General features: G+C 56.6%; 22 protein-coding genes. 14 read left to right on the forward strand and 8 right to left on the reverse strand.

Going from position 1 to position 22,679, the window contains the following annotated elements; all coding sequences use genetic code 11:
- Positions 1 to 68 precede the first annotated feature (68 nt).
- The 4 genes from EU556_RS02305 (at position 69) to ytxJ (ending at position 3,325) form a co-directional block, all read left to right on the forward strand.
- On the forward strand, positions 69 to 2,057 hold the full coding sequence (locus tag EU556_RS02305; RefSeq protein ID WP_135430637.1) for an alpha-ketoacid dehydrogenase subunit alpha/beta: 1,989 nt from the start codon (positions 69 to 71) through the stop codon (positions 2,055 to 2,057).
- Between the two features lie 208 nt (positions 2,058 to 2,265).
- On the forward strand, positions 2,266 to 2,577 hold the full coding sequence (locus EU556_RS02310; RefSeq protein WP_135430640.1) for a hypothetical protein: 312 nt from the start codon (positions 2,266 to 2,268) through the stop codon (positions 2,575 to 2,577).
- Between the two features lie 55 nt (positions 2,578 to 2,632).
- Positions 2,633 to 2,965, forward strand: a complete 333-nt coding sequence (locus EU556_RS02315) for a hypothetical protein (protein WP_135430643.1) — start codon at positions 2,633 to 2,635, stop codon at positions 2,963 to 2,965.
- A gap of 18 nt (positions 2,966 to 2,983) precedes the next feature.
- On the forward strand, positions 2,984 to 3,325 hold the full coding sequence (gene ytxJ / locus EU556_RS02320; RefSeq protein ID WP_135430645.1) for a bacillithiol system redox-active protein YtxJ: 342 nt from the start codon (positions 2,984 to 2,986) through the stop codon (positions 3,323 to 3,325).
- A 73-nt stretch (positions 3,326 to 3,398) separates the two neighbouring features.
- On the opposite strand, the gene EU556_RS02325 is transcribed toward ytxJ, so the two are convergent.
- Entirely contained in the window at positions 3,399 to 3,806 is a 408-nt protein-coding gene (locus EU556_RS02325; RefSeq protein ID WP_135430648.1) for an OsmC family protein, read from the reverse strand.
- 114 nt (positions 3,807 to 3,920) lie between these two features.
- On the opposite strand from EU556_RS02325, the gene EU556_RS02330 reads away from it, so the two are divergent.
- The 3 genes from EU556_RS02330 (at position 3,921) to EU556_RS02340 (ending at position 6,373) form a co-directional block, all read left to right on the forward strand.
- Entirely contained in the window at positions 3,921 to 4,721 is an 801-nt protein-coding gene (locus EU556_RS02330; RefSeq protein ID WP_135430651.1) for a hypothetical protein, read from the forward strand.
- A gap of 194 nt (positions 4,722 to 4,915) precedes the next feature.
- Positions 4,916 to 5,818 carry a lipoyl synthase gene (lipA, locus tag EU556_RS02335; protein ID WP_210116232.1) on the forward strand — a complete coding sequence of 301 codons (903 nt, stop codon included), beginning with the start codon at positions 4,916 to 4,918 and terminating at the stop codon, positions 5,816 to 5,818.
- 153 nt (positions 5,819 to 5,971) lie between these two features.
- Complete coding sequence (locus tag EU556_RS02340; protein ID WP_135430654.1) at positions 5,972 to 6,373, forward strand: DUF805 domain-containing protein; 402 nt, start codon at positions 5,972 to 5,974, stop codon at positions 6,371 to 6,373.
- A gap of 39 nt (positions 6,374 to 6,412) precedes the next feature.
- On the opposite strand, the gene EU556_RS02345 is transcribed toward EU556_RS02340, so the two are convergent.
- Positions 6,413 to 7,018 (reverse strand): DUF4136 domain-containing protein, encoded by a 606-nt coding sequence (locus tag EU556_RS02345; protein WP_135430657.1) that lies wholly within the window; start codon positions 7,016 to 7,018, stop codon positions 6,413 to 6,415.
- 233 nt (positions 7,019 to 7,251) lie between these two features.
- Between EU556_RS02345 and EU556_RS02350 the strand changes: the two genes are divergently transcribed.
- The gene (locus tag EU556_RS02350) at positions 7,252 to 7,545 is read left to right on the forward strand and encodes a hypothetical protein (protein ID WP_135430659.1); all 294 of its coding nucleotides are present in this window, start codon (positions 7,252 to 7,254) and stop codon (positions 7,543 to 7,545) included.
- A 126-nt stretch (positions 7,546 to 7,671) separates the two neighbouring features.
- Here EU556_RS02350 and gcvP read toward each other — a convergent pair whose 3' ends face one another.
- Positions 7,672 to 10,599 (reverse strand): aminomethyl-transferring glycine dehydrogenase, encoded by a 2,928-nt coding sequence (gene gcvP / locus EU556_RS02355; protein ID WP_135430662.1) that lies wholly within the window; start codon positions 10,597 to 10,599, stop codon positions 7,672 to 7,674.
- Between the two features lie 273 nt (positions 10,600 to 10,872).
- Here gcvP and EU556_RS02360 point away from each other — a divergent pair, with 273 nt between their 5' ends.
- Positions 10,873 to 12,090, forward strand: a complete 1,218-nt coding sequence (locus EU556_RS02360) for an NAD(P)-dependent oxidoreductase (protein ID WP_135430664.1) — start codon at positions 10,873 to 10,875, stop codon at positions 12,088 to 12,090.
- 115 nt (positions 12,091 to 12,205) lie between these two features.
- Here EU556_RS02360 and EU556_RS02365 read toward each other — a convergent pair whose 3' ends face one another.
- Positions 12,206 to 13,039 (reverse strand): DUF1206 domain-containing protein, encoded by an 834-nt coding sequence (locus EU556_RS02365; RefSeq protein ID WP_135430665.1) that lies wholly within the window; start codon positions 13,037 to 13,039, stop codon positions 12,206 to 12,208.
- 195 nt (positions 13,040 to 13,234) lie between these two features.
- Positions 13,235 to 13,453 carry a CsbD family protein gene (locus EU556_RS02370; protein ID WP_135430667.1) on the reverse strand — a complete coding sequence of 73 codons (219 nt, stop codon included), beginning with the start codon at positions 13,451 to 13,453 and terminating at the stop codon, positions 13,235 to 13,237.
- A 659-nt stretch (positions 13,454 to 14,112) separates the two neighbouring features.
- On the opposite strand from EU556_RS02370, the gene EU556_RS02375 reads away from it, so the two are divergent.
- Complete coding sequence (locus tag EU556_RS02375; protein ID WP_135430669.1) at positions 14,113 to 15,651, forward strand: hypothetical protein; 1,539 nt, start codon at positions 14,113 to 14,115, stop codon at positions 15,649 to 15,651.
- A gap of 70 nt (positions 15,652 to 15,721) precedes the next feature.
- Here EU556_RS02375 and EU556_RS02380 read toward each other — a convergent pair whose 3' ends face one another.
- Positions 15,722 to 16,084 (reverse strand): hypothetical protein, encoded by a 363-nt coding sequence (locus EU556_RS02380; RefSeq protein ID WP_135430672.1) that lies wholly within the window; start codon positions 16,082 to 16,084, stop codon positions 15,722 to 15,724.
- Between the two features lie 209 nt (positions 16,085 to 16,293).
- On the opposite strand from EU556_RS02380, the gene EU556_RS02385 reads away from it, so the two are divergent.
- The gene (locus EU556_RS02385) at positions 16,294 to 16,767 is read left to right on the forward strand and encodes a DUF6799 domain-containing protein (protein ID WP_135430675.1); all 474 of its coding nucleotides are present in this window, start codon (positions 16,294 to 16,296) and stop codon (positions 16,765 to 16,767) included.
- 26 nt (positions 16,768 to 16,793) lie between these two features.
- Here EU556_RS02385 and EU556_RS02390 read toward each other — a convergent pair whose 3' ends face one another.
- Complete coding sequence (locus EU556_RS02390) at positions 16,794 to 18,737, reverse strand: WG repeat-containing protein (RefSeq protein WP_135430677.1); 1,944 nt, start codon at positions 18,735 to 18,737, stop codon at positions 16,794 to 16,796.
- 140 nt (positions 18,738 to 18,877) lie between these two features.
- Here EU556_RS02390 and EU556_RS02395 point away from each other — a divergent pair, with 140 nt between their 5' ends.
- Together EU556_RS02395 and EU556_RS02400 are read left to right on the forward strand one after the other, a co-directional pair.
- Positions 18,878 to 19,279: a hypothetical protein gene (locus EU556_RS02395; protein WP_135430680.1), complete on the forward strand. Its 402-nt coding sequence runs from the start codon at positions 18,878 to 18,880 to the stop codon at positions 19,277 to 19,279.
- Between the two features lie 170 nt (positions 19,280 to 19,449).
- Positions 19,450 to 20,463: a hypothetical protein gene (locus tag EU556_RS02400; RefSeq protein WP_135430683.1), complete on the forward strand. Its 1,014-nt coding sequence runs from the start codon at positions 19,450 to 19,452 to the stop codon at positions 20,461 to 20,463.
- Positions 20,464 to 20,492: 29 nt separating this feature from the next.
- Here the strand turns inward: EU556_RS02400 and EU556_RS02405 are convergent, their stop codons facing one another.
- On the reverse strand, positions 20,493 to 21,020 hold the full coding sequence (locus EU556_RS02405; protein ID WP_135430685.1) for an RlpA-like double-psi beta-barrel domain-containing protein: 528 nt from the start codon (positions 21,018 to 21,020) through the stop codon (positions 20,493 to 20,495).
- Positions 21,021 to 21,484: 464 nt separating this feature from the next.
- Between EU556_RS02405 and EU556_RS02410 the strand changes: the two genes are divergently transcribed.
- Positions 21,485 to 22,678: an SMP-30/gluconolactonase/LRE family protein gene (locus EU556_RS02410; RefSeq protein ID WP_135430688.1), complete on the forward strand. Its 1,194-nt coding sequence runs from the start codon at positions 21,485 to 21,487 to the stop codon at positions 22,676 to 22,678.
- Position 22,679: the final 1 nt, after the last annotated feature.

A 22,679-nucleotide genomic window follows, 5' to 3' on the forward strand; every position in this document is an offset into this window, starting at 1 on the left:
CATCATAATTTTCCTTCCCCGCAAACCCGTACTTTTGGCGCCACCCACTACTTAGTTTGCTTGCCGCTATGCAATTCAACCGCAAGGATTACTCCAACGAAACCCTGCTCCATCTCTACCAAGGCTTGTTGAAGCCCCGTCTGATTGAGGAAAAGATGCTCATTCTGTTGCGGCAGGGCAAAGTAAGCAAGTGGTTTTCGGGCATTGGGCAGGAGGCTATTTCGGTGGGCAGCACCTTGGCGCTGGAGCCCGATGAGTACATTTTGCCTCTGCACCGCAATCTGGGCGTGTTTACGGGCCGCAACATTCCGCTCGACCGGCTATTTGCGCAGTGGCAGGGCAAAACCACCGGTTTTACTAAGGGCCGCGACCGGTCGTTTCACTTCGGCACCAACGAGCACCACATCGTAGGTATGATTTCCCACCTCGGTCCGCAACTGGCCGTGGCCGACGGTATTGCCCTGGCCGACAAGCTGGAGGACCGGCCCAAAGTAACCTTGACGTATAGCGGTGATGGGGGCGCCTCCGAAGGCGACTTTCATGAGGCCCTAAACGTGGCCGCCGTGTGGCAACTGCCCGTTATTTTCATGATTGAAAACAACGGCTACGGCCTGAGCACACCCTCTAACGAGCAGTTTCGCTTCAAGCAGTTTATTGACAAGGGCCCGGCCTACGGCATGGAAGCCGTGCAGGTAGATGGCAACAACGTGCTAGAAGTGTACGACGCCGTGCGCCGCCTAGCGGAAGATTTGCGCCGCAACCCACGCCCCGTGCTGGTAGAGGCACTCACCTTCCGGATGCGCGGCCACGAGGAAGCTAGCGGCACTAAGTACGTTCCTCAGGAGCTATTTGAGCAGTGGGCGCAGAAAGACCCAGTAGAGAACTATGAGAAGTGGCTTCTGCAGGAAGGCATTCTGGATGAAGAGGCCCGCCTGCGTTTCCGCGAAACCATCAAGCGAGAAATCGAGGAAGGTCTTCGCATTGCCGATGCCACGCCCATGCCCACCGCCGATGCCACCCTGGAACTGGCCGATATGTACCGTCCCTTCGAGGCCGACACAGCTCAGCAACTAACCGCCGACAACCAGGCGGCCACCACTGATAAGCGCTACGTTGATGCCATTTCCGATGGCCTACGCCAGAGCATGGAGCGCTACCCCGAGCTAGTTCTCATGGGCCAGGACATTGCCGATTATGGTGGAGTATTTAAGGTAACGGATGGCTTCGTAGGCCAGTTCGGCAAGGGTCGGGTGCGCAATACTCCCTTGTGCGAGTCGGCTATTGTGGGTGCGGCATTGGGCCTGAGTATCAAGGGCAAGAAGAGCATGGTGGAGATGCAGTTTGCTGACTTCGTAACCTGCGGCTTCAACCAAATTGTGAATAACCTAGCCAAGAGCCATTACCGCTGGGGCCAGAATGCCGACGTAGTAGTGCGTATGCCCACCGGTGCCGGCACGGCCGCCGGCCCATTTCACTCGCAGAGCAACGAGGCCTGGTTTACGCACACGCCCGGCCTGAAAGTGGTATTCCCCAGCAACCCCATCGATGCCAAAGGCCTGATCTGTGCCGCCATCGAAGACCCTAACCCCGTGATGTTCTTTGAGCATAAGCTGCTCTACCGCAGCGTCACGGCGCCCGTCCCCGATGCCTACTACACCACACCCATTGGCAAGGCGGCGCTGGTGCGGGAGGGCGACGAAATGAGCATTATCACGTACGGTGCTGGCGTGCACTGGGCCACAGCCCTGGCCGACGAGCTAGGCCTGTCGGCCGACATTCTAGACCTGCGCACGTTGTTGCCCTGGGACACGGAAGCCGTACGCAAGACTGTGGAAAAGAACGGCCGCGTTATTATCCTGCACGAAGACACGCTGGTAGGTGGCCTAGGCGGTGAAATAGCCGCCTGGATTGCCGAGCATTGTTTTGAACACCTCGATGCGCCCGTGCAACGGGTAGCCTCTCTCGACACCGCTGTGCCCTTTGCCCCTCAGCTAGAGAAAGTGTTCCTGCCCCAGCAGCGTCTGCGCCAAACCGTAGAAAAGTTGCGCAACTATTAGAGCTAGGCCACTATACATGTCCTTCCGACTACAAGGCAGAAGTTAGGTTTATCATTCGAAGAATAGATCTAGCTTCTGCCTTGTAGTCGGCAGAACTGGTCAGCGTTGGTCTAGGCCACTTGGCTGAGCAAATTTCAACTGCCTAACTATAGCTATTTGTGTATTTTGCGGAGCTTATCTTCTTGGTAAGAGCCAAATAAAGTATAGAATGAACCTCTCCGGAGCTTTCCGTCGTTTGGGCCTGCTGCTTGTTGCGGGGCTCTTGTTACTTATTGCCCCCGCCTGCCATAGCTATCGGATTCCGAACCCAAAGGGGCCGCCCCAGCCGAAAGTCAAGAAGGCTGCCGCCGATAATCAGGCCGCCAATGGGCAGGCTCTGTCGGTAGAGAAAGAAGACGTGAAAACTCAGAAGAACAGTTACGACAAACAAGGCTTGCTTAAAAAGCCCAAGTATGAGCGACGGCGCGTGAAGCGCAAAGTCGGGCAGCGTAAGTTTCTCGGAATAGTATTACCCTTTTAGTCCACTCCTCGTTTAGGAGGTAGAATAACTCACGTTATCATCTTACCGCTGCTTTATGCGTTACATATTGCTCGCTACCACGTTGTTGCTAGGCCTATGCACAGCGCAAGCCCACGCTCAGCTTGCCTCTACCAGCCGCGGCAAACAGCGGACGGAGAGCCGTCGGGCCCTTCGTGATGCCCGCCGCTACCCCGCTGAGTATAAAGACTCTCACTTGGTAGTCACCAAGCCCGAACTGAAGGAAGGCAATGGTGGCCGGCTGGCGGCTGTAGAACCCAAAGATGAGCGTAAGAGTTATCAGTTTGACCGCTCTGGTACGCCCCGCGTAAGTGAGCCGTCCCGCGTTTCTCTCCGTCCGCGGAAAAAAGACAAAGAGCCTACCCCCTAACTCTACCCGCTTTTACTTATGACGCCCTGGCAGCCCCTTACCCAAGCCGAGCAACTCACCGACATCGTGCGCGAGTCGTTTGAGCAGCCTATTATCATCTTCAAGCACAGCACTAGCTGCTCCATTAGCGCGGCTGCTAAAGCCAAGATTGAGCGCCAGTGGGCCGATGCCAACCTCGATGGCACCAAGCTCTACTACCTCGATCTGCTGCGGTTCCGGCCTATCTCCAATGAAATAGCTGAGAAGTTTGGCATCCGCCATGAGTCGCCCCAGCTGCTGCTGATTCAAAACGGAGAATGCAGCTACGATGCGTCTCATATGAGCATCCGCCTCAGCGACGTGAAAGAAGCAGTCAGCTAAACTAAAAAGCCGAGCTTCCGCGTTATCAAGTTACCATACTGAAACGCAGAAGCTCGGCTTTTTACGTGCTACACTATCCCGCGTACACGAACCGAACCTCCTGCTGAATTTCTGGGTTCAGGCTGAGGGCAACCGGGCAAGTACGGGCTGCATTTTCGAGGATAGTACGCTCTTTCTCGGATAGCGTAGCCGGCATCTGAAACGTCACGTCAATCTGACGAATCCGGCGCGGCTCCGCTGCCATGTGCTTGGTTACGTCGTAGGTTACGCCCGTCAGGTCTACCTGGTGGCGCTCCGCCACGATGCCCATGATGGTCATCATGCACGAACCCAGTGCGGCACTTACCAAGTCGGTGGGAGAGAAAGCCTCGCCCCGGCCGTGGTTGTCCACGGGAGCGTCGGTGAGAATAGTATTACCGGAGGCTACGTGGGTAGCTTCAGTACGCAAATGGCCGGCGTAGCGGGCTGTGGCAGTACTCATAGTAGTGGTTGAAAATTAGCAAGACTGATGCTCGTAAATTTACGTACTTTCGGTAGTGTAGGCCGGTTCTGCTCCGAGCGGCCAGTTCTTCCAGACTCTTTTTTCCATACCCCCGTGCGTACACGTCTAATCTTCGGCGGCGGCTTGCTGCTAACCTTCTTGGGGGCGGGCTTGTCTGCGCGGGCCCAACAGAGCCGCACCACCGTATTGCCGGCCAGCAATGAGGACCCTTCTTACCGCAAGGAGTTCACCTACGGTATCAACTTCAATACCCGCGGGGGGCTGATTGGGGGCGTGTCGGTGCGTTCTACTAAGCCTTTGAACCAAGACTTTTCCCGCTTCTGGAGTATTGAGGCAGTAGAGGTGAAGCACCCCAAAGAGCAGAAGCAAGGCACCGGCTACGGGGGGCTTTTCGTCATTGGGAAAGCAAACTACATGTTTGTAGTGCGTCCGTCGGTAGGCCTACAGCGCGTAATTTTTCGCAAAGCACCTGAGTCGGGAGTGCAGGTAAACGCGTTGGTAGGGGCAGGGCCATCTATTGCGCTGCTGATGCCTTACTACATCACCTACGACTATACCCCGCGCGAAAACGGGAAACCAGTTGGGGCAACCGACTACCGCAATGAGCAGTATGACCCCCAAATTCACTCAGATTTACAGATTGTTGACCGGGCGCCGCTGTTCTCCGGCATCAGCGAAACCAAGCCCAACGTGGGAGCACACATTAGGGGGGCGCTTAGCTTTGAATATGGACGTTACCGGGATGCCGTGGCGGGCGTAGAGACAGGCTTCCTGTTTGAAGCCTACCCCAAGCGTCTGACTATCTTGAAAGCTATTCAGGTGCCAGACAGCAAACTTAATAAGCTGTTTTTCCCTTCAGTATATCTTACCATTTACTTAGGGCACCGCAGCTAGGCCTATTCTCTAGTTTACTTCACTAAGACCTTTCCTGACTCGAAAGGTCTTTTTGCATATAGGGCTCTACGGTCTTCTTAGTGGCTTTCCCAGAGGCTTGACTAGCACATCGGGAACATTTTCAGCGCTACGGTGTCTCAGTAGTACGCATTCTATACTCTAATACCCACTACCTTTGCTGCATGAATGACCTGTTGCTGACTTTGCCCATCATTCAGCCGGAGGCGGCTGCTCCTGTAGCGCCCGCCAAGCCGCGCAAGCCCGACTGGCTGCGCGTGAAGCTGCCCGTGGGACCCGCGTACGCCAATGTCCGCCGCTTGGTGGATGAACATAAACTGCACACCATTTGCGAGAGCGGCAATTGCCCGAACATGGGCGAGTGCTGGGGTGCAGGCACCGCCACGTTCATGATTCTGGGGAACGTGTGCACCCGCTCCTGCTCGTTCTGCGCCGTGGCCACCGGCCGCCCCACTGAGTATGACACCGACGAGCCCCGCCGCGTGGCCGAGGCCATTCAGCTCATGGGCGTGAAGCACGCGGTTATTACCTCCGTAAACCGCGACGAGCTGAAGGACCGGGGCGCCAGCATTTGGTATGAGACCGTGGTGCGCGTGAAGGAGCTGAGCCCTTCTACTACTATCGAGACCCTGATTCCGGATGTGAAGGCTAACTGGGCTGCTTTAGATACCATGATTGCCGGCGGCCAGGAAGTTGTGTCACACAACATGGAAACTGTGGGTAGCCTCTACCGCCTCGTGCGTCCTCAGGCCAAATACGACCGCAGCCTGGAGCAAATCCGCCGTACCAAAGAAGCGGGCAAGCGCACTAAGTCGGGCATTATGCTAGGCTTGGGCGAGACCAAGGAGGAAATGTACCGCGCCATGGACGACTTGGTGGCCAACGGCCTCGACATTCTGACCCTAGGCCAGTACCTGCAGCCCACTAAGCGCCACTTGGAAGTAGCTGAGTTTATCCACCCCGACCTGTTCGCGCACTACCGTGAAGAGGGCTTGGCGCGTGGCCTGAAGTACGTGGAAAGTGGTCCGTTGGTGCGCTCCAGCTACCACGCCGAGCGTCACGTGAACGTACCTATTTAATACTACTTACTGTTTTAGTAGCAGGGGCCGCTTCTCATTAGAGAAGCGGCCTTTTTTGTTGGTTCTAGGCCAGTAAGGGCCGCCTAAGGTTTTGTTCTGCCAGCTAAACCGTTACCTTGCCAGCCGGTAGCACTATTTTAATTAGACAATTACGTGATAGATCTATTTACTACGCGAGGTCGGCTTCGGAGACGTGCGTATTGGTATCGTTCACTTATGATTTATGGTATAGTAGTGCTTGTGTATGCGCTTGCCAGCCAAGTGAAGTACACCAACGCTAACGATGAATTGTTGGCAGCAGCGGGTGTTGGACTGGTGATTTTTGTGGGGCTGATTCTGGCCAATATTCAGGTAATCAAACGGCTGCACGACACTAACCTGAGTGGCTGGTGGTGGCTGCTGTTTCTGGTGCCGATTGTCAGCTATGGTTTGAGCATAGGGATGACTTTCGTGCAGGGAACCCGCGGCCGAAACCGTTTCGGCCCTGACCCTAAAAGGCCCTGGGTTCAGCCAGAAGAAGTTGAGGGCGAGCATGAAAAACCGTTCCGCCGATGAAGGCGAAACGGCTTTCTAGGCCACTGATGGCAAGCGGGATTAACGCCGGGCTTGCTGATCTTGGGGTGGATAGGTGCCCAGAATGCCATTCACAATCCGGTATACCTCCTCCTCAGAAATAGTCTGGTTGTCTACCTGAGCCTGGCCCTGACCGCGCCAAGCCAGCTCTTTGCGGTGCGCATCGACAAAGTCGATAATAACAGTGCCCGCTTTGTAATCAGTTACGAAGCCACGATTGTAGAGGCCGCCGTACCCGTAGCCATACCAGTAGGGGTAACCATAGGGGCCGTAAGCGCCAGTATTAGTGCGTTGCTTATCTTCTACCTTAGCCGAGTAAGCTACGTACAGGTCGGGGGCCTTATCTACGCGGGTAAGACCTTTGGCTGTCATTTCACGCTCTACTGCCGTACGGATGCGCTTATCCAGGAACGACTGATAGCCTTGGGCTGGGCCGCCCTCCGTATCGGTAGGCTGCTCCGGGAGCCACGCCCAGGTCTTGTAATTGCGGAAGTTAACAGAATGATCAAAGTCGTTGGTAACCCCAACGCGCGCCGTGCTGGCGCAGCTGCTGGCACCTAACAGCAGGGCTAAACTCATGGCCGCCAGAGGCATCCGACGGGACAAAAAGCGGGTGATAGGATTCATATTCGGATGGGAAAGACAGTGAAGTTTAAACGAGTTTCTGCCCGCTGTTAGTATGCTACTCAACGAAGCCTGGCAGCTTATCAGAAACTACACTTATCAAACACCCAAACTCAAGCGGGTGTTCCCAGATAGTAGGCTTGCCGACTACATTCCGTAATATTATTTGGAGTGAACTGTTCAGTGATCTTGAAATATATCTATCTTCCGGAAGCCTAATTAATTCCTTCCTATCTATGAATAAACTTGTACTTTTTTTTGGTAGTCTTTTGCTACTGGCTTCCTGCAGTGCCTCTCGCGATGACTCCCGTGGAAACCGTACCTCCGCGGGGCCCGTTGCTCATAACACCGTAGTAGAGTGTGTGCTGTACGATGGCATGTCGAAACAGTCGAAACAACTCACCACCATTGGCTCTGATACGGAAGTACAGGTTATGGATACGGTAGATGCGTACTTCCTAAAAGTGCGGGTGACGGCCAACGGCAAAACCGAGAACGGCTACATGTACCGGAACTGCTTCTCCAACTAAATAAGCGCTGCAGTTTTTCGTAGCCTCTAGGCCACTTCCTCAAGTATGATAATAATAAAAGCCCCACCTGTTAGCAGGTGGGGCTTTTGCTTGCCTAACTAGGCTAAGTAACTAGGCCTAGAAAAACTAGTAAGAAGGGCCCTTGTCCGTAGCCACTAGCTTCTCTTCCTGGTCGGCATATTCCTCCACGGAGGTGCACGAGCAAATCAGGTTACGGTCGCCGTACGCCGAGTCGATGCGCGACACGGCGGGCCAGAACTTGAACATGCGGGCGTACTCCGTGGGGTACACGGCCTGCTCGCGAGTGTAAGGGCGGGTCCACTCGTGGGTGAGGGCCGTGGCAGCCGTGTGAGGCGCGTGCTTCAGCAAGTTGTCCTTGGCATCGGCGCGGCCGGCTTCTACTTCGGCAATTTCCTTCCGGATGCCAATCATGGCCTCAATGAAGCGGTCTAGCTCCTCCTTGCTCTCCGACTCTGTAGGCTCCACCATCAGCGTGCCCGCAACCGGGAACGATACGGTGGGCGCGTGGAAGCCGTAGTCCATCAAGCGCTTGGCAATGTCCTCTACTTCAATACCAGCCTTTTTGAACTGGCGGCAGTCGAGGATCATCTCGTGGGCGCAACGGCCGTTAGCGCCGGTGTAGAGCACGGGATAGTGCTCCTCCAAGCGGGCCTTGATGTAGTTGGCGTTCAGGATAGCCGTACGCGTAGCCTGCGTCAGGCCCTCGCCGCCCATCATGGAGATGTAAGCGTAGCTGATGGGCAGAATGCTGGCCGAGCCCCAAGGCGCCGAAGAAACTGAGCCAAACGTGCGGCCATCGGCATCTACTACCGCGTGGCCGGGCAAGTAAGGAGCCAGATCAGCCACAACGCCGATGGGGCCTACGCCGGGTCCGCCGCCGCCGTGGGGGATGCAGAACGTTTTGTGCAGGTTCAGGTGGCACACGTCGGCGCCGATGGTGGCGGGCGAGGTGAGGCCTACCTGGGCGTTCATGTTGGCGCCGTCCATGTACACGCGGCCGCCGTGCTGGTGAATGGTCTCGCAGATGTCGATGATGGTTTCCTCGTACACACCGTGCGTGCTGGGATACGTCACCATCAGGCAGCTCAGCTTGTCGGCGTATTGCGCAGCCTTGGCTTTCAGGTCGGCCACGTCGATGTTGCCTTCCTCGGTGCTCTTCACCACTACCACCTGCATGCCGGCCATAACAGCCGAAGCGGGGTTGGTGCCGTGGGCCGAAGCCGGAATCAGGGCTACGTTGCGGTGCTGGTCGCCGCGGGCATCATGGTAGCCTTTGATGGCCAACAGGCCGGCGTACTCACCCTGGGCACCGGAGTTGGGCTGCAGGCTCACGGCCGCGAAGCCGGTTACCTCACAGAGCCACGCCTCCAGCTCGCGGAAGATTTCCGAGTAACCCAGGGCCTGCTCACGCGGGGCGAAGGGGTGTAGGCCACCAATCTCAGGCCAGGTCACCGGAATCATCTCGGCGGTGGCATTCAGCTTCATGGTGCAAGAGCCTAGCGGAATCATGGAGTGAGCCAGGCTCAGGTCCTTGTTTTCCAGCTGCTTCATGTAGCGCAACATCTCGTGCTCACTGTGGTGTGAGTTGAAGATGGGGTGCGTCAGGTAGCTGCTCTTCCGGATCAGGCTATCGGCCCAGTTCACTGAAATTTCCTCGGGCAGGCTTAGGGTTTTGCTTTCGCCTTTGCCCAGCACCTTGCTGAACACCGCTACGATGTCGGCTATGTCGGTCACCTCGGTGTTCTGGTGCAGGGAAATGCCTACGCGGGGCGAGCCGTGCTCCTCGAAATAGCGGAAGTTGATGCCAGCGGCTTCAGCCTCCTGCTTGATAGCGTTCTGCAGCTCCTGGCTTTCCAGCTTGATATCAAGCGTATCGAAGTAAAACTGGTTGCGCTGGTCGAGGCCTAGGGCCTTCAGCTCCGTCTCCAGCACCTGCGTGAGGGCGTGGATGTTGGTGGCGAACTGCTTCAGGCGCTGCGGACCGTGGTACACGGCGTACATACCAGCCAGCACCGACAGCAGCACCTGCGCGGTGCAGATGTTGGAGGTAGCCTTTTCGCGGCGGATGTGCTGCTCACGGGTCTGCAGGGCCATACGGTAGGCCTTGTTGCCAGCGGCATCAATGCTCTGCCCGATGATGCGGCCCGGAATCACACGCTTGAACGCGTCTTTGGTGGCCAGGAAACCGGCGTGAGGTCCACCGTAGCCCATGGGCACGCCAAAGCGCTGGGAATTGCCTACCACGGCATCGGCGCCCATCTCGCCGGGAGGCGTGAGCAGCGTCAGGGCCAGAAGATCAGCAGCCACTGTCACGAACAAGCCGTTATCGTGAGCTGTGGAAATGAAATCGGTGTAGTCGTACACGGCGCCGTCGGCGGCGGGGTACTGCAGGATGGAACCGAACAGGCTCTCATCCGTCAGGTCGGCGGTGCGGTGGTCACCTACTACCAGTTCAATGCCCAGCGGGGTGGCGCGGGTGCGCAGCACATCAATGGTCTGGGGCAATACCTGCTCCGAAACGAAGTAGCGCGTGGCGTTCTTCTTTTTGGAGAGGGAATGGAACATGTGCAGGGTCTCGGCGGCGGCGGTGCCTTCGTCGAGCAGGCTGGCGTTGGCAATTTCCAGGCCCGTCAGGTCCATTACCATCGTCTGGTAATTGATCAGGGCTTCGAGGCGGCCTTGGGCAATTTCAGCCTGGTAGGGCGTGTAGGCCGTGTACCAGCCTGGGTTCTCCAGGATGTTACGCTGAATTACGGCCGGCAACTGGGTGTCGTGGTAGCCGAGGCCGATGTAGTTTTTGAACAGACGGTTCTTGCCAGCAATGCCTTTGAACTTCGCCAAAAAAGCCCGCTCCGTGAGGGCAGCGGGCAGGTTCAGCGGCTGTTTCAGGCGGATAGCGGCCGGCACGGTTTCGTCGATGAGCTGGTCAAGCGACTCCACACCGATGGTGCGCAGCATCTCAGCCACCGCCGCGTCGTCGGGTCCGTTGTGGCGGTCCACGAATACATCAGCGGGCTTGGGTTGAAGCAACATAAAAGAAGGGGTGAGGGTGGCGGAAAAACCGGCCGCCGAAGCAGCCGAACCTGTAACAAAGGTAAGGCGAAAACTTCTCCCAGTGCCATACAGAAAAGAGGAGAAATCGGAGGATTCTCAAGGAGTTTGCAGAAGAACGAGGCTAGGCCAGTGGGCTACTAGGGTAGTACCGCTACTGACTTAAAGCAGAACAGCACCGAGGCCTTCACTTAAATAATTTAACCAGATTTAGGGCCTCGTTCCCATCCGTTCCTTTCCACCCACCTTACCGTTATGCGTTCTATTTCCCTTGGTATTATCTGTGAAGGCAAAACGCCGCCCGACAAACGCGTGCCGCTCACGCCCAAGAAGTGCGCCGAGGCGCAAAGCCAGTACCCCGGTCTGCACATAGTAGTGCAGGAAAGCCCCATCCGCTGCTTCTCCGACCAAGAATACCGTGACCTGGGCATTGAAGTGCGCCCTGAGGTGGCCGACTGCGACATTCTGCTGGGGGTGAAGGAGGTACCCGTAGGCCAGTTGATTCCCAACAAAACATACATGTTCTTCTCGCACACCGTGAAGAAGCAGCCCGCCAACCGGGAGCTGCTGCGCCAAGTGCTGGCCAAGAACATTACTCTCATCGACTACGAACTGCTGACCAACCGGGAAGGCGGCGAAAGAATTGTGGCCTTCGGACGCTGGGCCGGCATTGTGGGGGCCTACAACGGGCTGCTGACCTATGGCCGCAAGCATGGCTTATATAAGCTGAAGCCCGCTTACCAGTGCCTCGATATGGAAGACATGCAGGAGGAGTTCTTCAAGGTAAAGCGGCTGCCGCCCATTAAGATGATGGTAACGGGCTCGGGCCGGGTAGCCCAGGGCGCGGTGGAAGTGCTCGATAAGATGCGCATCCGGCGGGTGAGCGTGTACGACTATCTCTACCACGACTTCAACGAGCCGGTGTACACCCAGCTGCGCAGCTCTGACTACAACCGCCGCCGCGACGGCAGGGTGTGGGATACCCCCGATTTCCACCGTAACCCCCAGGAATACGAGAGCACATTCCAGAATTTTCTGCCCGTTACGGATCTGCTGATTGCCTGCGCTTACTGGCACCCGGCTGCGCCGCGCCTGTTCGAGGAAAAGGATACCCAACGGCCCGACTTCCGCATCAATACTATTGCCGACGTAACCTGCGACGTAGACGGCTCCATCCCGACCACCAAGCGCGCCAGCAGCATCAAGGAGCCCGCCTTCGACTACAACTGCCAGACCGGCGAGCTGGAGCCGGCTTACTCGCGGCCTTCCAACATCACCATCATGGCCGTGGACAACCTGCCCTGCGAGCTGCCCCGCAACGCCAGCCGCGACTTTGGCCGCCAACTGATCGACAATGTGTTTCCGCACTTAGTGGGCAGTGGCCTAGCCGATGATATTGTGGAACGCGCAACCATTGCGCACGGCGGCCAGCTGCTTCCTCGCTACGAATACCTGCGCGACTATGTGGCCTAGCGCTTAGCTAGGGTACCGCTAGTCAATAAATGAATCATCTAACACACGAAAAAGCCCTTGCCTCCGATATGGAAGCAAGGGCTTTAAGGTACTCTAAAGAGAAATAGCCTATTAGCTACACTCCGCGCAGGACGGGGTAACGCGCCTGTACCAGCATATAGAGGCCATAAGCCATCAGGCCTAGCGCCACGATACCGAGCACGACTGGACCCATAGTAGCCAGTAAGTCGAAGGCTTCATCAGTAGTACCCACAGCTTCGGCGCTTGATTGCCGACCGGCTTGCACGAAGAAGTACCCGATGATACCCATGACAATACCGCGGGCGGTATAGCCAATTTGGCCCGTACGATACACCATGTTCTGCTGGTTAGCGGGCAAGTCGCTGGAGTTTACGTGCTTCTGGAAAGAACCTGAGTACGCCCGGTAAATCTGATAAATGCCACTGCCAATGGTTATCAGGCCTACGGCGATAATAATCCAATCCCCAGCAGGCCACTCCAGCACTTTGGCGGTAAGCGTTTTCTGGGTGCTGCCGCCGTTGCTATCCGCGCTGCCGCTGAAGGCCAGCTGAGCTGCATACCACGCCACCCCGGCATACAGTAGACCACTGCCGGCGTAGCCTAGACGCCGCCCAATGCCTTTAGCACCAGAGCCTTTGCTTTCGGTGTCGCGTACAGCTTGCGTAAAGCGCCACACAATGTAGCCAAGCAGGCCTAGAGCTACTAAACCCAGCATAATCTGCCCACCGGGCAAATCTTGTAAGGTTTGCACTGCCTGTTTCTTGTCGGCCGTTTGGCCACCGCGCTGGCCGGTAGCCGCCAGTAATGCCAGTAGGCCCATCAGAATATATACTACCCCTTTGGCCGCAAAGCCAAACCGGGCCAGCGCTTTTATGCCCGACGAGGGAGAATGAGGAACGTTGGAAAGTAGAGTGCCAGAAATTGCCATGGGATGAAGTCAAAGTGGGAAACTACCCTCGTGTACGTGCTTACGGCAAAATGGTGCGCCTCCCTAGGCCAGTACTCCGTAAGCCAGAGTGCGGAAACCTGAAGGATACCGCGCTAACGAGAGTGCCTCAACAATAAGGGAATACAAAAAGCCCCGCGCTTTTCAGCGCAGGGCCTAGTATTGTAGTGCCGAAGCCTAGAAGGTGCGGTGGAACCACGCCTTGATGTCGTCGATTGCTTCGCCGGTTTTGTGCTGCAAGCGGCCAAACCACTCGTCTTGCTCACCCTCATTGTAAGTGAGGTCGTCGTCGGTCAGGTTGCCCCATTTCTGCTTGGCCTGGCCTTTAATTTCGTTCCAGTTACCGCGGGCGCGCAGCTCCGTCTGATCGTTGATGTTATTGTTGTTAACGTCCATGATTGAAAGGAAGTATGGGAGGGAAATGAATGATACTTCCCTGTACGGACGAGCTTACGGTAGAGTTGGCGCAGACCACCAGAATAACAGTGGGGCCCTAATTTTTTGTGAGCTAGCTTAAGAGCAACTAGCTGAAACAGGAAGTTTACGCCGAGGCTAGGCCACTTAGCGCCGTTTCCGGGAGACGGGCGTTTTGGGCGCTGGAGTCCGTTTAGAGGTGTTTCCTGCCGGGGCTACCCGTAGTGTGGGGGCTGCCTGGGTTTCCTCTTTAGGGGGAGCTTGCTCCGAAGCCAAAACCGCAACTAGCTCCGCAGTGGGAATACGTGGCGCGCCAACCGAAGCAGTATGCTCCGTCCAGTATTCGGTAGGTCGGGTTTGGGCGAAAGCAGTAGTGCCAAGAGCGGATAAACCTGCTACGAATAGAGAGTATAGGATGTAGCGCATATTAAATTGTAAAAATGGTATAAGCCAAGATACGTGAGCAACGAAATAATGGGTTGCCAATCTACGGTCAGTTCAGACTTTATAGCGCTACGTATATGTTGGGTATTGTGCTGTAAATCAATAGGTAATAATTTGTTTTAAGGATAAATTGAAATGGCCAAAATCTGTCGGATATTGAGCTGTTACTTGGCCCAAGTGCCTGCCACTATACTCAAATGGATGATTTAAGAACTACTCTCGCTACGTTCACCTCCGACGACCGCAAGGAATTTGCCCGCTTCATTCAACGCCAGCGCCGCAAGCAAAAGGGCCGCATGGACTCCCGGTTGTACGAGTTGCTGTTACACCAGAAAGAATACTCAACAGAGGAGTTGTTGGAGCGCCTGTACCCTGAGGAGCCTAACGCCACGGCTTACTATGCCCTTCGCAAGCGCCTCATGCGCCACCTTACTGATTATCTGCTGTTGCGCCAGCGCCAGCAAGACCCTACCGCAGCCTCCTCGGTGCGGGGCCTGCTGACTATGGCGCAGTACCTGTTTGAGGTGGGGGTACCGCGCCTGGCCTGGAGTACGCTGCGCAAAGCCGAAAAGCTAGCCAGCTCGCACGAGCAATACGAGTTGCTGAACACCGTGTATAACGTGCAGATTGCTCAGGCAGGCAGCAAGTACGCCGACGATTTGGCGGACATCATCCGGAAGCGCCACCTCAACAAACGCTACGCCGATGAGGAAGAGCGGGCCAACATTGCCGATAGCCTGATTCGACAGCGGTTACGCGCGGCCCGAGTAAAGGGGCGGGCCGGTGAGTCGTTTGATGCCATTCTGCAGGAGGTGCTGCGCGAGTACGACTTGCAGGAGGCGTTTGCCCGGCGGCCGTCGTTGCTGTTCCGGCTGATGTCCATTGCTCGCTCGGCCATGCTCGTGCGCCGCGACTTTCTATCCTTCGCGCCGTTTGTGATGCGCTGCTACCACCTCATGGAGAAGCGGCACGGCTTTCAGCTGGCCCACCGGGAGGCACAAATGGGGCTGCTTTATATGATTGCGCACGCTCTGTACCGCACGCGCCGTTTCCGTGAGTCGGTGGAGTATTTGGAGCGGCTACGCGAGGTGATGGACGCCGGACCCCGCAATCGGCCCGCCGGGTTGGTGCCCAAGTACACCTTTCTGTTGGCCGCTAACTACGCCTTCTTGCGCCGTAACGCCGAGAGCATTCAGCTAATGGAGAAAATTCTGCGCACGCCCTTGGCGCCGCGGGAGCAGCTCACGGCCCGGCTGGGGTTGGGCTTCCACTACTTTGCCGAGGGCCAATACCACAAAACCAACCAAGTATTGCTGGCCATTGGCCGCACCGACCACTGGTGCGAGCAGGAAATGGGCGTGGAGTGGGTGGTAAACCGCAACATGGGCGAAATGCTGGTGCAGTTGGAAATGGGCAACCCCGACCTAGCCCTGAACCGGCTGCGGGCCATTGAGCGGCTCATGCGGGAGCGGTTCGGGCCCGATGGTGGCCCCTACGCCACTGTACTGGTTTACTTGAGCTTGGTGCGCGAAATCATTGATGATCCGGCGGCCGCCCGGCGGCCGGGGTTTGCGGAGCGCGTAACCAATGTGCCGGCCTTTGCGCCTTTAGAGCAGGAAGACCTGCAAGCCGTGAGCTTCTATAGCTGGCTGCGTGCCCGCTCCATGGGTCGCCCTTATTATGAGGTGCTGCTAGAAATTGCTACTGCCTCAGAGCCAATATCCGCCCTCACGTAACGCAAAACGGCTGCTTCTGGTACCAGAAGCAGCCGTTGGCTTTATCATACTGGCCTAGGCCAGTGCGTAATTAGTTTTTGCGGGTAGCAGCATTGATTTCTGCTTTGGCGTCGCCAGCGGCTTTGTCGGCGGCAGCTTCCGTTTTGGCAGCAGCTTCTTTGGTTTCAGCGGCAGCTTTGTCGGCAGCGGCTTCGGTGTTGGCGGCAGCTTTCTCAGCAGTGTTTTCTACAGCCTGGCCAGCGTTTTCAACGGCGTTATCGGTCTCAACGGCTGCGTTGTTGGCTTCGGCAGCGGCAGCGTCGCCAGCATTTTCGGCAGCAGCCTCGGTGTTAGCGGCAGCGGCGTCGGCGTTTTCTTTGCCTTCCTGGGTGCAGGAAGCAGCGGCGAAAGCAACGGCCGAAGCCAGGAACAGAGATTTGATGGAGAATTTCATGGTACTTGTGGTTAACTGATGGTTGTGTAAGCACGACAGTACGCGCTGTTGTTGAGCTTAATCAGTTACCTGCTAAAAAGTAACCCACCCGAAAGTGGTAATTCTTGCTACGGGTCCGACAACGTCTGACCGGCCGCCTCCGTAGCGGTGCCAGTGGCCTAGACACTGCGTATGGGCCTTTTGTTTGTTTCTGTGTTTACCCGTTGCCGTTGCGTTACTCTAGCTTTATTTGTTCCATCCGGGCCCGTGGCTATCTGCTGCTAATAGTCTGCTTCGCCCTCAGCACTGGTCTAGCAAAAGCGCAAGTCCACGACGGCTTTCAGCGGCGCGATGGTAGCATGTACGTGGTGCGCAACGGCGAGGCCCGCCCCATGACCCGCGACGTCCGGCTACCCAACGGAAACCTCATCACGCGCGACGGATTTGTGGTGGAACGCAGTGGCAAGCGCACCGAGCTAGCCGATGGCGCAGGATGCACGCTGCTAGGCCAGCCTACCAACGTGACAACCCAGGCCGACGGACGACTGGCGTTGGCGACGGGCCGGGCGAGTCAGCCCGCGGCCGGCCCACCCGAGGAGGCACTCCTGACGCAGTTTCAGCGGTGGTTTAACGGGCCTGGGCGCGGCAAAGCCAAGGGCCACCATAAGAAGCCAGGCAAGCACAAACACAAACGAGACGATTAGTAAGCCCGGGGTGGCCTAGCGCCAAGCTAGTCTTTTACCTCTTCACCTTTGCGGTTGATATAAAACGTACGGCCGTCCTGCTGTACGCGGGCTCGGTCTTGGTCATCAAAATCAGAAGCGTGCGTGTAGCGGCCAAAGGGTGCGATACCTTCGGTGGTGTCGGCTAGGTAGTCGGAGCTGATGAAGGTAAACCGGCCACCGGTTTTCACGCGTGCCAAGCCCTTCTGAAAGGAGTAAGCCTCCTGAAAAACTACGGGCTCGGTGGTCGGAGCATCAGGGCCGGTGATGTAAAACCAGCCGCGGTAGTCGAGTACCGCCGCGCGGCCCTCAGCAAAGTCGTGGGCGCTGTAATAATACGCTCCAAACTCCTCCCCCTTCTCATCCAGAAAGGTGTAGAGCTTACCAATACGGGCGCGGGCATAGCCACCAGCATACGGGTAAAGGGCGGCGTAAGCGGGCTTTACTACCTCTTTTCCCGCATCATCCACAAACCCTTTCACCCCTGCCTGCTCTACTACTGCCCGTCCATCCTTAAATTCCCCGATGGAGGCGTACGTAGCGGGTAGCAGCGTGTCGCCGCTGGCAGAAAGCAAGCCCCAGCGGTTGCCTTCGCGGAAGGGCGTGGGCGCAGCGGTAGTAGAGCTGCGCAAAGCCCACCAGCCCAACGCCAGCACCGCCGCACCTACGGCCAGGCTCCGCCGCGGATATCGGCGCGTGTAGGTGCGTGCTTGCTGATACCGGGGCTTCCACTGGGCTAGGCCTGCCTCTAGCAGGTTTTGAGCCGCCTGGGTAGAGCGTCCAAATTGCGGAACCTTCGGCCAGGTAGGGCCAGAAGCCGCCGGATTGACCTGTGCCGAAGGAGGGGGAGCCGAGGCAGGCGCTCCTCCGCTACCCGCTGAAAGCTGCCGAATCAGCGCCTCCAGTTGCTGTATTTTCTGCTCCAGCTCCTGCGTGCGCGCCGCCGACTGCGCTTGGTAGGTTTGCATAGTAGCCTCAATGCTCGCCTTTTCCTGGTTTTCTGCCGCTAGTCGCGAGGCCAAGGAGGCGGCCTCAGGGGCTGCCGGCGAGGCGGCGGCCAACTCTTCGCGCAGCTTCGCAATGCTCCGCTCCCGTTCGGCTTCTCGCTTTTCCAGGGCCTGCAACTGGGCGTTTACATCGGCTTGCAGGCTGGCGCGCAGCTCTTCTAGCTGGGCTTTTTCCTGATTGCGAATTGCCACCAAGTCAATTTCATAGCCAGAGTCAGTGCGGTCTAGTTCGCTCAAGTCTTCGGCCCCCAGCCACCGCCAAAGTTTGCCCGCCTTCTGGCGCAATAGCTCCGTGGGGCTGGTCTGGGATGGGGAAGCTGGGGCTGGCTGCTCCGGCTCGGGTTGTGGCTGCACAGGTGTCAGGCCCAGATGCGCCGTGAGCAGTTGCAGGTCGGCGGGAGTCAGGTCAATTTCTGGCGACGCCAGTTGGGCTACGCGGCGCGTAAAGCGGGTGGGGTCGGGGAGGAGATGAAACGCAGATGCGGCGGGCACCGAGCTCATGCGCTCCTCCACCTCGGGCCCAAAGCGTACCGGCTCCGCAAACAGCACTAGGCCACTAATAAAGTTAAGGTTGGCCGCTTCCGAGGGCAGTAAGTCGGCCAGCCACCCCGCCAGCGCCTCTCGCTGCACCTGAAACTGCTGGAAGGGGTTTTCCAAGTCGGGGGTATTGCCAAACGGAACGCCATCGAGAAGCCAAGCCCCCGCCCGAAAATCAGGAATGCTCAGTAGGCCACCCCTGGGCACCAGCAACAGCACGGTAATACTGCGGGGCCGCACCACTACCGCATCGAGCTCGATGGAAGCTGTGCCCGTCGGCAAGGAGAAGTTGCTCAGCAGCAACGTGTCGGGCGCCTGCGCGTCAGCGGCTAGTGCGGCCAGCACGGCCTCGTACTGGCCTTGGCGTACGGCGTCGGGGAAGGGAGTAGGTTGGTAGGTGTGCAGCATACAGGAAGCGGGCTTGCCTCCGCAGCCTGACCTGGCCCAGGGTGTGCCAGTGGGCACTTGGTAGGAGGGGAGGTCAACTTTTCTGCGGTTGGGCAAGTATAGCCCTTTACGCTCTCCCGCTCATTTGTTTTCTACTCTCCATGGATTCTACTGCCTCCACTCCGCAATCTACCCCAACGCCCACTATTCCGCTCGACGTTACCGATCAGCAAAACAGCGCGTTGCTGGAAGATACCCTAAATCTGCTCAACGACGGCGCCCCGAAAAAAGGTGACAAGCACGGTCTGGCTGAAATTGACCGCTGGGAAGAAGTGCTGCGCGCCTCCGAACGCCCCGGTCTTGCCAAAATCATTCAGGAGCTGAGCACGTTGCGTGAGCAGCTAAACGCTTCTGATACGGATCCGCACGAGTTGGCCGAAACTCTCGCCACGCTGGGCGCCGAAACCAATAAGGTAGCCGATGAAACCTCGGACAACTACAGCGCCCCGCTCAACCAGCTTGGTAAGCTCTTGATTAAGGTTAGCAACGTGCTTTCACGGTAGCAATCTTCATTTTTCAACATAAAAGAAGCCCCGGCCAATCAAGGTCGGGGCTTTTGTTGTTGGAGCATCTGAGTGGGGTGGCCTAGCATAGCCGCATCAATTTTCTTTGGTTGCTAGGCCTAGGCCGAGGTCACCCCGTAGCTTTGCACTTTCGTTTGCCTCCGTTAATTATGTCTGAGTACCCGTTTTCCGCCGCCGATTTAACGCTTTACGATCCGTTTGAAGGCATGCGCTTTAGCGCCCATCACTGCTTTCTGTGCGGAGCTCCCACCACGCCCCCCACGGACTCAGTGCCGGTATTTGCGGAGTGGCTGATGGAGCGTTATAACCTAGCGGAGCGGCCCATTAAGCTGCTTGACCTCAGTATTGTAAATTATCAGGATCTGCGCATCGCCTGCTGCCCGCGTTGCCGCACGCAGCACGTAGAGCCACTGGAAGCACGGGTTGAGCAAGCCGCCCAAGAGGGCATAAGTGGCCTACGCCGCCTCGACGAGCAGAGTCTGTTCCTGTGGTTGGGGAAAATGTTCTACGGTATTCTGATTACAGAGCTGCTCAATGAGCTAAACCCCTTGGCTAAGCCACAGTATCCGTTGGCGGAAAATGCCCAAATGCTTCGGCGGTTTCAGGCATTCTTTCAGCCCTTACAGGCGTTGCGCGTGCCCATGGAATACGATGATTTTGTGCCGGGCTCCATCTTTATTCTGGAGACTGACCCCACCGAGGATACCATGGCCTTTGAATACGATGATGATCTGAGTACCATTGCCTTCAGTATTAAGCTCGACAATACGGTGCTAATGGCATGCTTGGTCGACAATGGCATAATTGCCCAAGCCATGCGACGTGTGTACCAAGATGCTCACCGGCCTCTGCACCCCGTGCAAATTGCTGAGTTTAAGGCCCGGGTATACTATGCGGCGTACCTGCTCAACGTAATACCAGACTATTACACGCGTTCCGTGCAGCCTGGTGACACAGAAGTAGTGATGGACACGTTTATCGACGACGTAACGGCCACGGTGTTTAATCCGTGGGAGAATTCCGCGTATGCGCAGTCGTTGTTGGAGATGTGGAAGCGGTGGCAAATACCGCTCGAAGAAATTACGCTCGACCCCGAGCAGCCGCTTTCTTACCTGTATGATGCGGAAGGCCAGCCGCAGGTGCTCAAGCACTTAGTCAGGTAGAGGCAGCAGAAAAACTGGCCTAGTTGTAGTTACCCCGCCAGCCAGGTAGAGTCTACGGCGGGTAGTTTGCTGAGCTTGATGCTTGGCCAGCGGCCCTCTAGGCCACCTTTTTTGCACTCCCGCTCATTCACCAGCACGTCCACGCAGTGGCGGTGGCGGCGGTTCATGGTGTCGTGAATGATGTAAACGCCGTCAAGGTCGTCGGAAATACCGCGTACGCGCACTTTGTCGCCGTAGCTGAAAGGGCCACCCCACTTCTCAAGTAGGTCGCGGGATACGGCTAGCCAGCGCGTTTTGCTGGAGTGCCGCGTAGGAATGATGGAGCCGTCGGCGGTTTCCATCGGGTTGTCGTCGGTCTGGCTTTTTTCGGGCCAGTAAGTTGTAGCCGTAACGGTGTACGATAGGGTCTTAGGCGCCTTTTTTAAGGGCATCACCGGTAGCGCAACGGCTACTGGGCGGGGGCTCAGGCTAGCAACGGTTGAAGGAAGCGCAAGAGCAGAGGCAGAAATAGTACGGGGAGGGAATAGGAAGGTCAGTAGGAATAACGCAATGGACATGGTGTGTGGGTTCGTAAACTCTCGCTTTGTCCGGAGAGGATGGACAGCCGGCCCGACTCGGCTAGTGGGAAGAGCATAACCAAATTTTTAGAAAATAAGGTCGCTCCTGTGTATCAAAGACAGCGGCGTATACCGCAAATCAGCTTGTGAAAGGAATAATTAGCGTATTAAAATAGATAATTATGATAATTTATTGCACTAAAAATATGGATTTGAATAAGAGGGGTCAAAGGTACAGCTTTTTTCTAAACCGCTAAAAAAGCTGTCTTTGGCCGTTGTGCCCCTTGATTAGTATATAGAAGGGTAGAGATATGTAAGGTGAGGCAACGCGCTTACGGAGCTCTCAGAGGAAAGGTTACGAGGCGCAGCCAAGACAAACTAGCAGTATCAAGCTTCGTAAGTGAGGATGTGAGTGGTAACCTGCCGAGGCCACCTTTAACCCCATCGACCTAACTTCTGTTTTCATGACACAACTTTCTGCCGTTAGTTTAGGCTCTAAAGTCCTGCTAAGTGCCGGGTTAGTAGCCACAGGCCTACTAGCCGCCTGCTCATCGCCAACCTCTAACAATGAGCAGGCCAGTACCTCCTCCTCTGATACCACGGCTACCGCCGCCCCCGTAGCTCCCGCCAACTCTCCCTTGCAAGTAGTGGCGCAGTTTCGGGAGCCTCAGATTGTGGGTGTGGCAGTGCTACCCGATGGACGGGTATTCGGAGACTTCCCACGCTGGGACAATAACCCAGTGGCCCCCATTGCTGAAATTGGGACGGATGGCTCCGTGAAGCCTTACCCGGATGCCACGTGGTGCCAGTGGAACGAAACCGTTAAAAACGAACCCCAGAAGCACTGGATATGCCCGCAGAGTGTGTATGCCGACCGGAGCGGCATGCTGTGGGTGCTTGACCCCGCCTCACCTGGCATTAAGGGTACGGTAGTGGGCGGACCTAAACTTGTGAAGATTGACCCTAAGACCAACCAGGTAACGCAAAACATTAGCATTCCCGAAAGCGTGGCCTCCCGCAAGTCGTACCTCAACGACGTTCGGATTGACACCCAGAACAACTATGCTTACATCACGGAGTCGGGAGTGGGTAGTCTGGTGGTAGTTGACTTGAAAACCAGCAAAGCGCGTAAGCTTCTGGCCACGCACCCCTCTATGATGGGCGATACCACGCTCAACATCAAGGCCGACGGCCATGAGATGATTGATGCCTCGGGCAAGCGGGCCCGCTTCAACTCTGATGGCATAGCCCTTAGTCAAGATAACCAATACCTCTACTGGAAGCCGCTGACCAGTTACAAGCTTTTCCGCATTAAAACGGAAGCCCTGCGCAATCCAGCGCTGTCTGATGCTCAACTGGCTCAGCAGATTGAAGACCTGGGTAAGGTACCAGCCTCTGATGGTATGGAAATAGACGCCAAAAACAACCTGTACCTAACGGCCTTTGAAGACCATTCTATCAAGCGCCGCACCCCAGATGGTAAGATTGAAACAGTGGTGCAAGATCCACGCCTAGAGTGGCCGGATACGTTTGCATTTACCGCCGATGGTGCCGTGTACGTAACAAACTCTGCCATCCATAAAACGCCCACTTGGAATAAGGGCGTAGGCAAGCAGGACCAACCCTATCACATCTTCAAAATGCAGCTGCCAAAGTAGT

The sequence above is a fragment of the Hymenobacter fodinae genome (genome assembly GCF_004745825.1).
Taxonomy (GTDB): Bacteria; Bacteroidota; Bacteroidia; order Cytophagales; family Hymenobacteraceae; genus Hymenobacter; species Hymenobacter fodinae.